Below are 11961 nucleotides of genomic sequence, written 5' to 3'. Positions count from 1 at the left end.
GAAGTGATGCTCAACGTTTACTATTGATCATTCAATTGCGAAGTAAAAATTGGCCATGGACAATTCATTCATCAAAATCTGATTATTTAGAAAACATTTTAGCAACTTTTTCAGCCTTTTTGCTTTCAGAATAATCATAGAAGCCTTCTCCGGATTTTACGCCTAATTTCCCAGCCATTACCATGTTTACAAGTAATGGATTAGGTGCATATTTAGGGTTTTTAAAGCCGTCATACATTACATTTAATATCGCAAGGCATACATCAAGACCGATGAAATCTGCCAGCTGCAAAGGTCCCATAGGATGAGCCATTCCCAATTTCATTACCGTGTCGATCTCTTCTACACCAGCCACACCATTGTAAAGAGTTTCGATGGATTCATTAATCATCGGCATCAAAATTCTGTTAGCTACAAAACCTGGGTAATCATTAACTTCTACAGGTACTTTTCCTAATGCTTTGCTCATTTCATAGATCACATCAAAAGTTTCTTTCGAAGTAGAGTAGCCCTTGATGATCTCTACCAGTTTCATGATAGGAACCGGGTTCATAAAGTGCATACCTACTACTTTGTCCGGTCTTTTGGTAGCTGCAGCAATTTTAGTGATAGAAATAGAAGATGTATTGGTTGCCAGGATACAATTTTCCGGTGCAAACTCATCCATTTGTCCGAAAATTTTCAGTTTTAAATCCTGGTTTTCAGTGGCTGCTTCTACGATAAGGTCAGCAGCTCCTACAGCATCCTGAAGGGCTGTGAAAGTAGTAATATTTCCTAATGTTTCTGCTTTTTGTTCTTCTGTAAGGTTTCCTTTTGCAATTATTCTGTCAAGGTTGGTAGTAATGGTTTTTAATCCTTTGTCCAAAGCATCTTGAGATACATCTACCAGATTTACGTTAAAACCGCTTTGTGCAAAAGTATGTGCAATACCATTTCCCATGGTTCCTGCTCCAATAACTACAATGTTTTTGATCATTTTTCTTTTATTTTTTATAGATAGTTAAATTTCTTGAATTCGCCAGATCAGCCTTCGTGATCACTTTCTGATCATCAAAACTCACATGCCCGTCACGGCTCTTATTCCGTTGGTTGTTTTGTGACTCGACTACTGCTTGCAGCCCTTTGATAAAAGTGTTTTGCTGTTTTTTTGAAAGACTGTCAATTCCAATATAAAGTTTGAATTCACCTTCTCTTCCCAAACCGCTTTGGCTGTAAACTTCGAAGCTTTTTTTCTTGTTTTTTTTCGCAAACTTTTCCAGATAACTGATTACAGGATCCGGCGACGGAGTACCGCAACAGATACTTCCATAGCTTACCTGTACATAGTTTTGGCTCTTTTGTGCAAAAAAGAAGGTACAACACAACAGGCTGAATAATAATGCTATTTTTTTCATATTTATATTGTTTTTTAATGATGAATACTTTTATAGGATGTCTTGCCAAGACCAGATTTGTGTGGTCCGAAGTTTATTTTCCCGAACTCTAAAAGTAAGCTTTAAAAATTACTTGTTAAAATAATCCCAGATCGCTTTTGAAACATCAGAAATTATTTTACAATTTACAGATTCAGACTCCGTGGAATTACTTACAAATACGGCAATTGCATAATGTTTTCCATTTGGAAGGGTAACAATTCCCATATCATTTTCTGCAATGGTAAGAATGTGATCAGGTTTACCGGAAGATCCCGTTTTATGCGCGACCGGAGTGCCTTTTGGGAGTTGTTCTATTATTTTATTAGTTCCGGTTTTGGTTCCCAGCATAATCTGCATTAAATAATCTGTAGATTTTTTAGAAAGTAATTTTCCATCATAAAGCTTTTTCAGAATCTCTACTGCAGAATTGGGAGTACTGTAATTTTCATACAATGCTTTCCAATCATTAACTGCCATGTCATGTTCAGTATATTTGATCTGGAAGTCTTTTACTCCTTTAGAATCTATAAATTTCTGAATAGCTTGAGTACCTCCGGCAAGTTTTATCAGAACATCACAAAGATTATTATCGCTTAATGCGACCGTATAATCAATAATTTCACTCAAAGTAGTTTCAGTATTTCCATTAGGGTACTTCTCCCGGAATGGAGACCAGGTATTTTCATGAAGATCGGATTTTTTAATAACGATTTTTTGGTCTAATGAAAACTTTCCTTGATCTACAAGATCCAAAACAGCACAGGCAATATGAAACTTGAAAACACTCATTGTAGGGAGTTTTTTGTCTCCGTTTTTATTGTATTTAAACCCATTCTCAAAGCCTAATACAGAAACACCTACTGTAGCCTTTTTATCCTTAGTGAATGAACTGATTTTTTGTTCCAGTTGCGAGTTTTGAGAAAAAACAAAACCTGAAACCAACAATAAAAGAAACCCTATTTTTTTCATAGTTTCAAAGATAAAAAAAATCCCTTTTACATCTAAAAGGGATTTGCATTTTAAGGAAATTATTATTTTAGGTAAGAATATACAATTTTACAACAGACTGTGTGATCTGCTTATTTCTGCTGTCATTCAGAATGTAACGAAGTGAAATGAAGAATCTTATCTATTAAACAGATTCCTCCTTCGTCGGAATGAGAATAGAGGTAGAATGGTATATAACCACCTTATTTATTTCAAAATAGTTGAGGTTTACTCCTTCATTTTCAAAATAGATTCTGATTTTGTTTTCTCCTTTTTCCACATTTGCCGAGTTATAAGAGAAGGATCATGAAAATTAGGTCCCTTGTAATTAATGCAAATAATAAGAAATTACCGTTAAAAATAAACTCAGCAGGATTGGACCGGTTACTTTTTTAATTTCAGCATTTTTAAAGTAAAAAAAACTGAGAATCATACATAAAATGGCTGATACAACAATTCCTGTATTGTCAATATAGCTTGAAGAAACTTTAAAAACTAAAAAGTGTAAAGAAGCCACGATGATGAGTTCAAATAGATTCATCAATAAAAATAATGAAGTAAAATAATTATTTTTTTTACCCTTGGATAAAAAAACACCAAATCCTATAACTCCGGCAAGGCCTTTTAAAATAGTAATGATTACATTGTTGTAATGGGAGGATGACAACTGAACAAAGCTTTTATATGGCTGATAAATACTTTTGGTCGTATTATAATCTTTAGTGATATACGAATAGCTGACATATAAACACATCAACGATAAATATAAAAATATGGTGGGCAGGAGATAGGTTTCAGCTTTCTTCATTACCGGCTGATCAGTTTCATAATTTCCAGTGCTACTTTTAGCGCTTCCGTTCCATCTTCAAGGGAAACTTCTACATTTTTATTTTCTGTAATGGCATCTGCAAAAGAGTTTAGCTCATCTAAAATAGCATTATTAGGCTGAATATTTGGATATTCAAACAGGATCTGGTTTTTCTCTCCTTCTGCATTTTCAATAATCATATCAAATGGAGTAGGCACTTCGGGAGCATCCTGCATTTTGATCACCTCTGCTTTTTTCTCCAGGAAATCAACAGAAATATAAGCATCTTTCTGGAAGAAACGGCTTTTTCTCATCGCTTTCATAGATATTCTTGAAGTCGTAAGATTGGCTACGCATCCATTTTCAAATTCTATTCTGGCATTGGCTATGTCCGGAGTTTTACTTACCACACAAACACCGCTTGCATGGATAATTTTAACCTTAGATTTCACCATACTCAATAAAATATCCAGATCATGAATCATTAAATCCAGCACTACAGAAACATCAGTTCCACGCGGATTAAATTCAGCCAGCCTATGGATCTCAATAAACATAGGATCTTTGATATAATCCTTGGTAGCCATAAAAGCAGGGTTGTATCTTTCAACATGACCTACCTGGGCTTTTATCCTATTCTCACGGCATTTATAGAGGATTTCTTCTGCCTGTTCAAGCGTATGGGTAACGGGTTTTTCGATGAAAAAATGAAGTCCTTTAGCAATCGCTTTTAAGGCATAATCATAATGATAGAGTGTGGGAGTTACAATATCCAGCATCTCAATCTGATCCAGAAGATCATCAAAATTTTCAAAATATTTATATCCGAATTCGGTTTCTATTTTTTTTCCGTTTTCTACATCTTTATCATGGAAGCCTACAAATTCATACTTATCAGATTGATTAAGAAGTCTTAAATGTATTTTTCCTAAATGTCCGGCACCTACCAAACCTGCTTTCAACATAGCTTTTTTAATTTTTGTAAAGATATAAATTAGATGCGATATTTCAGATATAAGACTTTAGACTTAATCGTCAAAATGTGCATCCAAATTCTGAAATCTAAAATCTAATCCTTATTTTTGTGAGAAACTAAACCCTGATACCTAATAATTACCATCTAATGACGCAAGATTCGTTTGTACACAAAGGAAAAAGAAAGATTTTGGTCGATTACCTTCGACAGAGAATCGGAATTTCGGATGAAAATGTACTTTCGGCAATGAATGAGGTTCCGAGACACCTTTTTATTGAAAGTATTTTTGAAGACTTTGCTTATGAAGACCGGGCTTTTCCGATTCTGGCACATCAGACTATTTCACATCCCTCAACCGTTGCCGAGCAGTCGGAACTTCTCAAAGTAATGCCCGGAGACAAAGTACTTGAAATAGGAACCGGATGTGGATATCAGACCGCCGTATTACTCGCTATGAAGGCTTTGGTATATACAGTGGAAAGACAAAAAGACCTTTTTGATTTTTCAAAGAAAAAATTCCGGGAACTTCACCTGTATCCTAAGTTTCAGAGCTTTGGGGATGGTTTTGCAGGGCTTCCCACTTTTGCACCTTTTGACCGGATTATTGTTACCTGTGGAGCTTCAATACTGCCCACTGAATTATTAAAACAGTTAAAAGTTGGCGGTAAAATGGTGATTCCATTAGGGCCTACAGACGAACAGGTTTTATTCAGATTTACAAAAGTATCACCTACAGAATTCGAAAAAGAAGAATTTGGAGCCTATAAATTTGTTCCTATGTTAGGAAAAACCAATCAATAGGCAGTAGGCCTTGTTGCCTTCAATTCTATTACCTATCAAATTAAATAAATATCACCTTTTCCATTCAATAGAAACGGCTTCAGCCCGTTCATAATAGATTGAAAATCATCCGGCTTTAGCCGAAAAACACCTCTGTTTATCATAGACGGTAAAATTTTTATCATGATTTAAAAAGCATTTCGGAATGAAAATTGTTTTTAAATATTAGAACAGTTGTTTAAATTATAATACAATTTAAATAATAGTTGGAAAAAAATTCACAACAAAAAAATAATGTAGAAGTCTGTTTTTACTTTAGAAATAACCAATACAGTCGGATGAGAAAAAATAATTTTTAATTTAATAGTGAAGTTCAGCAGCCTTGCTTTTTTGCGGAAGCAAGGCTTTTTTTGTTAACATTACGCATCACAAAATAAAAATAATGAGAGTATTTATCAATAAAAGAATTCCTGAAATAGGAATCAACCTGCTGAAAGAAGCGGGACTCGACGTTAGTATTCCTGAAAACGATAACCTGTCTCATGAAGAATGGCTAAGCTACTGTAAAGATACCGATGCTATTCTCAACGTTGGGCACCATACTTTTGGTAAAGATTTTTTTGAAGAATGCCCCAATGTAAAGGCAATCGCTTTATATTCTGTAGGTTTTGACCATGTTGATATCGCGGCTGCCAACCAGGGAAATGTACCCATTGGAAATACACCGGATGTATTGAGCAAAGCGACTTCAGACGTTGCTTTTCTTTTGATGCAATCTGTCGCAAGAAGAGCTTCCTACAATTTTCAGAAGGTTAAAGAAGGGAATTGGGGTGATTTTGATCCGTTGCATGCTTTGGGACAGGAATTATACGGTAAGACGCTGGGTATTTTCGGATTGGGTAGAATCGGTTTCGAGATGGGCAAAAAAGCTCAGAAAGCTTTTGATATGAATATTATCTACCATAACAGGCATCAAAATGAAGAGGCAGAAAAGGAGCTTAATGCAACCTATGTTTCTTTTGATGAGCTTGTAGAACAGTCTGATGTTTTAAGTATTCATGCTAATTTTACTCCGGACCATAAAGATATTTTCAACCGCTCGGTTTTTGAAAAAATGAAACCCAATGCGATCTTTATCAATACGGCGAGAGGTGGTTTTCATCAACAGACAGATCTGTATGAAGCTTTAGTGGCAAGAGAACTTTGGGGAGCAGGGCTGGACGTTACCAATCCGGAGCCGATGATGAAAGATGATCCTATTTTAGGACTTTCCAATGTATGTGTATTGCCACATATAGGTTCGGCTACCATAGAAGCCCGGGACGGAATGGCTAGAATTGCCGCTGAAAATATCATTGCTTTCTCAAAGGGTGAAAGAATGCCTCATTGTGTAAATCCGGATGTGTATGGTAATTAGATTTCAGACATCAGATCTGAGGGTTGAAGTTAACGGATAATATTAGATTAATTCTCCAATTCTCTTGTTGAAAATATTCTCGTACCTATCTGGATTAAACTGACAGCTGAAAGTAAAAATATAACCACAAATTTATATTTCAAAATCATAGAGAAAAGTATTGCACATTGTTCTTCACTGAAAAAAACAGCGGAGAAACCTAATGTCATTGCAATCAGAACTGCGGCTAAAGAATAGAGCTTTACAGTAACTTTACGTTGCTGTTTAGCTTCAATTTTTCTGATGATCTGATGAGAAAATCCCAGTGAGAATCCTGCATCCGGAGACTTTTCCAATGCATCATAGAGGAATTCATAGGTTTCTATATCCTTTTCCGGAATAATTCGATCCTCATGATCCTGGAATTGCTCAAGTATTTTGTCTTTACGGGTATCCATCGTTTTCAAGTTTTTCTTTTAATAATTTTCGGGCTCTGAATAAATATCCTTTAATGGTTCCTTCAGGAAATTGGGTGATATTCTGAATCTCCTGAATCTCCTGAATACTGAATTCATCCAGATGATACAGCGTAATCACCGTTCTGTACTGCAAAGGAAGTTCGCCGATCAGTCTATTGATATATGTGTCAAATTCCTTTCCTATAAGCTTTGTTTCCGGAGTTTCAGAAGCGAACTGAAAATCCGAATTTTCATCAATCGTATCAAAATAATGCCTTGAATTTTTCTTTATATAATTAAGGGCTACATGATAAGTGATCTTGGCAATCCATGTAGAAAGTTTGGATTCTCTTTTAAAATTTTTAAGATTATTGAATACCTTAATAAAAACTTCCTGTCCCACATCTTCTATATCTTCATCATTGCTCAATATCCTGTTCAAGATAGAATACACCAGATTCTGATATTGCTTTACAATATGCTGGAAAGCACTGAGGTTTCCCTTCAGAACATCGTTAATGGTTTTTTCTTCATTGAACATATTCTATTAGACCATTTTTTTTTCTTTAGGTTACAACTTTCTAATATATTGTAATTTTTGTAACCTTCACCTATGGAATGTTGTCTATTGGCTAAATAGAAATCAAAATGAAAAATCTGGCACCCTTTATCGTCATGATCGCTATACTCATCGCTGTCTCTGTCATGATCGTGGTGATCACGAATTACAACCTGAAAAAAAAGATACTGAATAAAGAGCATCTTGATGATAAGATGTTTGTGATCCTCAACAACCTTACCGGATTTAATTCGGAAATGCTGAAATGGGGAATCATTTTACTGTTTGGCGGAGCAGGTCTTATTGTGCTGGAATTTCTTCCACACGATGAAAATACGCCGCTTCCTTATGGAGTGATGACGGTCTTTGTTGCACTCGGTTTTCTTACCTATTATTTCATAATGAAAAATCAGAAGAAATAATTTTCCTATTCCTATAAATCAATACACATCCCGGATCATTTAAAAAGACAGAACTACTGTCCCGGGATTCTTATGCCCATAACCCAACCTATTATGAAAACAGTATATGTACTTTCATGGCTTGCCTGTGCCCTTATAACAGGCAATACAGCTGCTCAGGAAACAACTTCCGGAACGGTAAAAGATTCCGTTTCCAACATAAAAGCGGTCGTTATCAATGTAAAGAAACCTCTTATTAAAAATAAAATTGACGGTTTGGTGTATAACGTACAGGCAGATCCTGAAAGCCAGTCGAAAAGTCTCATAGAAATGATGAAAAAGATGCCCTACATCACCGTTGATCCTAATGAAAATGTTCTCTTCAAAGGAAATACTAATTTTAAAATCCTGATGAACGGTAAAGAAACCCAGCTTCTGAATACCAATGCAAAAGAAGTATTGAAAAGCATTCCTGCCAGCAGCATTCAGAACATAGAAATCATCACCAATCCATCCTCGAAATACGATGCGGAAGGCGTTTCAGGAATTATTAATATCATCACTACCAAAAAGATGAGTGACGGATATAATGCCTCTGTAAACTTCGGGACCAGGTTTCCCAAGCAGGAGCAGAATATGGGTTTTTCTATGAATATACAGCACAAAAAACTGGGCATCTCTGCCTATGGCGGCGGTTCTCTGACCAACCAGCCTGAAATTGAATATCAAAATTTTCAACAGACTTCCTCTGATAATCTTCGCCAGAAAGGAAGGACCTCAAATAAAGGAAATGGAGGCTATTTTAATACCAGTATCAGCTATGAAATAGACAGTTTACAGCTTCTGAATGTTCAGTTGGGAATGAACTTTTCCAACAGCAGATCAAAAGATGGCCTGGATTCTTATTTTTTCCAGCAAAATGCACTGGCAGAAAATAACCGTTCGCTCAATAATTCCAACAGCAGAGGAAATGGTTTTGAAGCAGCGGCTAATTATCAGATTGGTTTTAAAAATGATAAATCCCAGCTTTTAACACTGTCCTATAAATTCAACACCTATGATTACCACATAATGAGTAGCACGGATGTTCAAAACCTGATCAATACTTCATCCTATACTCTTGATCAGACGAATGATAATGATAACAGCGAACATACTTTTCAGGTTGATTTCGTAAAGAAAATTAAAAATGTTTCTTTGGAAACAGGAGTCAAAGCCATACTACGAAAAAACAACAGTGGGTATACTTCAGTTCCTGAAACTCTCAACAATTCGGATGAATTTATGAATAACCAGAATATTTTTGGAGCCTACATTTCTACCCAATTCACACTGTTAAGCCTGAACTTCCAGACAGGCCTCAGATTGGAAGGAACACAGACAAAAGTAGATTTCACGTCTACAAATACCAGCGTCAATCAAAATTACCTCAACCTTATTCCCAATATTTCCATCAGTAAAACCTGGAAAGACCATCACACAGTGAGTTTTGGGTTTTCTCAGCGCATAAAAAGACCGGGAATTATCCGTCTTAATCCCTTTGTCAATCAATCCAATCCCTATTTTCAAATCAGCGGAAATCCTTATTTGAAATCAGTGATCAATAATGATTTGATGGCTGGATATTCATACAATAAAAAAATCAATCTTAATCTGGGACTTTCTTACTCCTTTTCCAATAAAGTAGACCTTAAGGTTTCTACGTATGATCCTGATACCCACATCACAAAGACAACGTATGGAAATTCTAATAAAGCCGGCAGATTGGGACTGGATTATTATTTGAGTTATCCTGTGAGCAAGAAATTCAATCTCAGCTTAAATGGAAATGCTGCCGTATTTTTCATCAGCGGAATAGTAGATGATGTCTTTATTAAAAATAATATGTTTACGTATACTCTTTATCTGTCTGCCAATTATCAGTTTGAAGACCATTGGAGAGTCGGCACCAATATAGAATTCATGAGCAGAATGCCTGCAGGATTGCAGAAAGCTACCAATGCCTATACAGGATTGTCTTTTAATATCAGTAAAAGTATACTGGATGATCAGCTTTCCTTTTCAGCGTATATCAACAATCCGTTCAATACCTTCAGAAAAGCTGTTACTGAAACTAATGGTGGTGCTTTTTATCAGAACGATTATGTCAGAGACTATTACCGGTCATTTGGTATTAATATCAACTATAAATTTGGAAAGCTGAAAGATCAGATCAAAACAACGAAACGCAGTATCTCGAATACAGACCTTGCTAACTAATAAATTCGATTCTTTTGAAATAATACACCAGCTTGGAATTATTTTTGTTCTATACCCCGCAACATAGTCCCAAACACCAACAACCAACAACCAACAACCAACAACTAAACACTAAACCCCAAAACTCCACTATTATGATACCAGAAGATAATACAAACGAGCAAAACAGAAAACTAAAAGAGATGAATTACAGTCCCAGTGAAGATCTGTTTAACCAGGAAAAGCATATTCCTCTAGATGGCGATGGAAACCCAATCACCAATGAACAGGAGGAAGAAAACGATATGGAAATGGATCTGGATGTTCCTGGATCTGATGAAGACAATGATATGGAAGAAGTCGGCTCGGAAGATGAAGAAAATAATTATTGGAGCACCAGTGACAATAATGATGATCATGAAGAAGAAAATGATGATGTCCTTACCTAAAAATACAACCTTACTCACCGAGTAAGGTTTTTTGTTACAGAAACATAAGCTTTTATTCTCTATCTTAGAGAATGGAAGTTTTTCTTTTTTAGAGAAATCCTGAACCATAAAGAAACTCCGGGTATCCCGGTAAAACACAAGCATGAATCAGATTCTCACCTATATCAATGACGTTCCCATCTCCAGCAATTTCGTTGAAGAACTTCCTTATAATCCAAAAATAAAAGCACTTCTGAAAAATAAACAGAAGACAGGAATCTTAAGTGAAATGTTATTCTGGATACAGGTCCGGGCAAGAGCATTTCATAAAATTGATTTTGAAAGACAGGTAATTATTGGAGATCATATCATCGATTTTTATGCAAAGAAACTAGGCTTGGCTATAGAAATCGGACGTCCGGGAAATGATTTGAAGCAATCTGAAGACCAAACCCGGCAGGATTTTCTTGAATCTTTAGGCATCAAAGTTTTTAAAAAAACGGCTGTTGAGGTTAAACATGATCTTTCTGCTGTAATGAAAGATCTGGAACAATTTATTATCCTGCACTACACATCCGCCCCGGATCCTGAAACAGTATAAAATTCCCCTCCCTTGGAGGGGTGGATTCGCCCGAAGGGCGAAGACGGGGTGGTTCATAACAACAAAGCATGTAATCACAAAGCATGAAAGACATCATAACCTATATTCATGACATTCCCATCCACAGAAACTTTGTGGAAAATCTACCTTTTAGCCCTCATTTAATCCCATTGCTGAAAGAAAAACGTAAAGCAGGCATTCTCAGTGAAGTTCTTTTCTGGAAAAAAGTGAGATCAAAAACATTTCATGCGATAGATTTCGACCGTCAAAGAATTATCGGAAATTATATTGTGGATTTTTATGTGAAAACATTAGGATTAGTCATTGAAATTGACGGATCAAGCCATGATGAAAAACAGGTGTATGATGGCGAAAGACAGGAATACCTGGAATCTTTAGGATTAAAAATATTCAGAATAACAGATTTTGATGTAAAGAATAATTTAGGAGTTGTAATGAAAGATGTAGAGAAATTTATTATTGAAAACTATAGTTCCTAAAATTCCCCTCCCGCGGAGGGGTGGATTCGACTGAAAGGCGAAGACGGGGTGGTTCATCATAACAGAGCAAGAAAGAAGTTATAATCTACAGGGAAAGACAGGAATACCTGAAATCTTTAGGACTAAAAATATTCAGAATAATAGATTTTGATGTAAAGAACAACTTAGGAGTCGTAATGAAAGAGTTGGAGAATTTTATTATAGAAAACTATAGTTCCTAAATTCCCCTCCCGCGGAGGGGTGGATTCGGCTGAAAGGCGAAGACGGGGTGGTTCATCATAACCGTACAATAGCTATCAAAGATCTCGAAGATGGTATTATTCAGCATTTTGGAACCACCCCGTCTTCCAAAATTCATGGAATTTTGAAATCCACCCCTCCATGGGAGGGGAATTTTTCTTGTCCGGCCTTTTA

The 11961-nt window shown here is 36.0% G+C and carries 15 protein-coding genes; 7 read left to right on the top strand and 8 right to left on the bottom strand.

Translation table 11 applies throughout. The annotated features are described in order from the left end of the window. Window positions 1-82: 82 nt before the first annotated feature. From SB679_RS21225 to SB679_RS21200, 6 genes are all read right to left on the bottom strand, one after another. Window positions 83-973: a 3-hydroxybutyryl-CoA dehydrogenase gene (locus tag SB679_RS21225; protein WP_410704341.1), complete on the bottom strand. Its 891-nt coding sequence runs from the start codon at window positions 971-973 to the stop codon at window positions 83-85. A 10-nt stretch (window positions 974-983) separates the two neighbouring features. After that, the gene (locus SB679_RS21220) at window positions 984-1394 is read right to left on the bottom strand and encodes a hypothetical protein (RefSeq protein WP_410704306.1); all 411 of its coding nucleotides are present in this window, start codon (window positions 1392-1394) and stop codon (window positions 984-986) included. 108 nt (window positions 1395-1502) lie between these two features. Then, window positions 1503-2384, bottom strand: coding sequence for a CGA/CIA family class A beta-lactamase (gene bla-A, locus SB679_RS21215; RefSeq protein WP_410704305.1), 882 nt, complete (start codon window positions 2382-2384; stop codon window positions 1503-1505). Between the two features lie 163 nt (window positions 2385-2547). Continuing rightward, complete coding sequence (locus SB679_RS21210; protein WP_410704304.1) at window positions 2548-2682, bottom strand: hypothetical protein; 135 nt, start codon at window positions 2680-2682, stop codon at window positions 2548-2550. Between the two features lie 48 nt (window positions 2683-2730). Continuing rightward, a complete protein-coding gene (locus SB679_RS21205; RefSeq protein ID WP_410704303.1) occupies window positions 2731-3210 on the bottom strand; it encodes a hypothetical protein in 480 nt (159 codons plus the stop codon). Continuing rightward, complete coding sequence (locus SB679_RS21200) at window positions 3210-4175, bottom strand: Gfo/Idh/MocA family protein (protein ID WP_410704302.1); 966 nt, start codon at window positions 4173-4175, stop codon at window positions 3210-3212. The genes SB679_RS21205 and SB679_RS21200 overlap by 1 nt, the downstream gene beginning before the upstream one ends. A gap of 158 nt (window positions 4176-4333) precedes the next feature. Between SB679_RS21200 and SB679_RS21195 the strand changes: the two genes are divergently transcribed. Continuing rightward, window positions 4334-4987 (top strand): protein-L-isoaspartate(D-aspartate) O-methyltransferase, encoded by a 654-nt coding sequence (locus SB679_RS21195; protein WP_317742649.1) that lies wholly within the window; start codon window positions 4334-4336, stop codon window positions 4985-4987. A 421-nt stretch (window positions 4988-5408) separates the two neighbouring features. After that, window positions 5409-6383 carry a 2-hydroxyacid dehydrogenase gene (locus SB679_RS21190; protein WP_410704301.1) on the top strand — a complete coding sequence of 325 codons (975 nt, stop codon included), beginning with the start codon at window positions 5409-5411 and terminating at the stop codon, window positions 6381-6383. A gap of 47 nt (window positions 6384-6430) precedes the next feature. Here SB679_RS21190 and SB679_RS21185 read toward each other — a convergent pair whose 3' ends face one another. Next, entirely contained in the window at window positions 6431-6820 is a 390-nt protein-coding gene (locus SB679_RS21185; protein ID WP_410704300.1) for a hypothetical protein, read from the bottom strand. Next, window positions 6807-7361 carry an RNA polymerase sigma factor gene (locus SB679_RS21180; protein ID WP_410704299.1) on the bottom strand — a complete coding sequence of 185 codons (555 nt, stop codon included), beginning with the start codon at window positions 7359-7361 and terminating at the stop codon, window positions 6807-6809. The genes SB679_RS21185 and SB679_RS21180 overlap by 14 nt, the downstream gene beginning before the upstream one ends. 107 nt (window positions 7362-7468) lie before the next feature. On the opposite strand from SB679_RS21180, the gene SB679_RS21175 reads away from it, so the two are divergent. The 5 genes from SB679_RS21175 (at window position 7469) to SB679_RS21155 (ending at window position 11547) form a co-directional block, all read left to right on the top strand. Further along, window positions 7469-7801, top strand: coding sequence for a DUF6249 domain-containing protein (locus SB679_RS21175; RefSeq protein ID WP_410704298.1), 333 nt, complete (start codon window positions 7469-7471; stop codon window positions 7799-7801). Window positions 7802-7894: 93 nt separating this feature from the next. Continuing rightward, a complete protein-coding gene (locus tag SB679_RS21170) occupies window positions 7895-10039 on the top strand; it encodes an outer membrane beta-barrel protein (protein WP_410704297.1) in 2145 nt (714 codons plus the stop codon). A gap of 134 nt (window positions 10040-10173) precedes the next feature. Continuing rightward, a complete protein-coding gene (locus SB679_RS21165) occupies window positions 10174-10467 on the top strand; it encodes a hypothetical protein (RefSeq protein ID WP_410704296.1) in 294 nt (97 codons plus the stop codon). Window positions 10468-10609: 142 nt separating this feature from the next. Further along, window positions 10610-11047 (top strand): endonuclease domain-containing protein, encoded by a 438-nt coding sequence (locus SB679_RS21160; protein ID WP_410704295.1) that lies wholly within the window; start codon window positions 10610-10612, stop codon window positions 11045-11047. Window positions 11048-11130: 83 nt separating this feature from the next. Continuing rightward, window positions 11131-11547, top strand: coding sequence for an endonuclease domain-containing protein (locus SB679_RS21155; RefSeq protein WP_410704294.1), 417 nt, complete (start codon window positions 11131-11133; stop codon window positions 11545-11547). The last annotated feature ends 414 nt before the right edge of the window (window positions 11548-11961 follow it).

This window comes from Chryseobacterium sp. SIMBA_029 (assembly GCF_046535275.1).
GTDB lineage: Bacteria > Bacteroidota > Bacteroidia > Flavobacteriales > Weeksellaceae > Chryseobacterium.
This window is presented reverse-complemented; position numbering and strand designations above follow the sequence as displayed.

What these genes read in the sequence shown, in the direction of transcription:
- SB679_RS21220 (WP_410704306.1), bottom strand. Translation starts at nt 1,394, where the DNA reads ATGAAAAAAATAGCATTATTATTCAGCCTGTTGTGTTGTACCTTCTTT.
- bla-A (WP_410704305.1), bottom strand. Translation starts at nt 2,384, where the DNA reads ATGAAAAAAATAGGGTTTCTTTTATTGTTGGTTTCAGGTTTTGTTTTT.
- SB679_RS21205 (WP_410704303.1), bottom strand. Translation starts at nt 3,210, where the DNA reads ATGAAGAAAGCTGAAACCTATCTCCTGCCCACCATATTTTTATATTTA.
- SB679_RS21200 (WP_410704302.1), bottom strand. Translation starts at nt 4,175, where the DNA reads ATGTTGAAAGCAGGTTTGGTAGGTGCCGGACATTTAGGAAAAATACAT.
- SB679_RS21195 (WP_317742649.1), top strand. Translation starts at nt 4,334, where the DNA reads ATGACGCAAGATTCGTTTGTACACAAAGGAAAAAGAAAGATTTTGGTC.
- SB679_RS21190 (WP_410704301.1), top strand. Translation starts at nt 5,409, where the DNA reads ATGAGAGTATTTATCAATAAAAGAATTCCTGAAATAGGAATCAACCTG.
- SB679_RS21185 (WP_410704300.1), bottom strand. Translation starts at nt 6,820, where the DNA reads ATGGATACCCGTAAAGACAAAATACTTGAGCAATTCCAGGATCATGAG.
- SB679_RS21180 (WP_410704299.1), bottom strand. Translation starts at nt 7,361, where the DNA reads ATGTTCAATGAAGAAAAAACCATTAACGATGTTCTGAAGGGAAACCTC.
- SB679_RS21175 (WP_410704298.1), top strand. Translation starts at nt 7,469, where the DNA reads ATGAAAAATCTGGCACCCTTTATCGTCATGATCGCTATACTCATCGCT.
- SB679_RS21170 (WP_410704297.1), top strand. Translation starts at nt 7,895, where the DNA reads ATGAAAACAGTATATGTACTTTCATGGCTTGCCTGTGCCCTTATAACA.
- SB679_RS21165 (WP_410704296.1), top strand. Translation starts at nt 10,174, where the DNA reads ATGATACCAGAAGATAATACAAACGAGCAAAACAGAAAACTAAAAGAG.
- SB679_RS21160 (WP_410704295.1), top strand. Translation starts at nt 10,610, where the DNA reads ATGAATCAGATTCTCACCTATATCAATGACGTTCCCATCTCCAGCAAT.
- SB679_RS21155 (WP_410704294.1), top strand. Translation starts at nt 11,131, where the DNA reads ATGAAAGACATCATAACCTATATTCATGACATTCCCATCCACAGAAAC.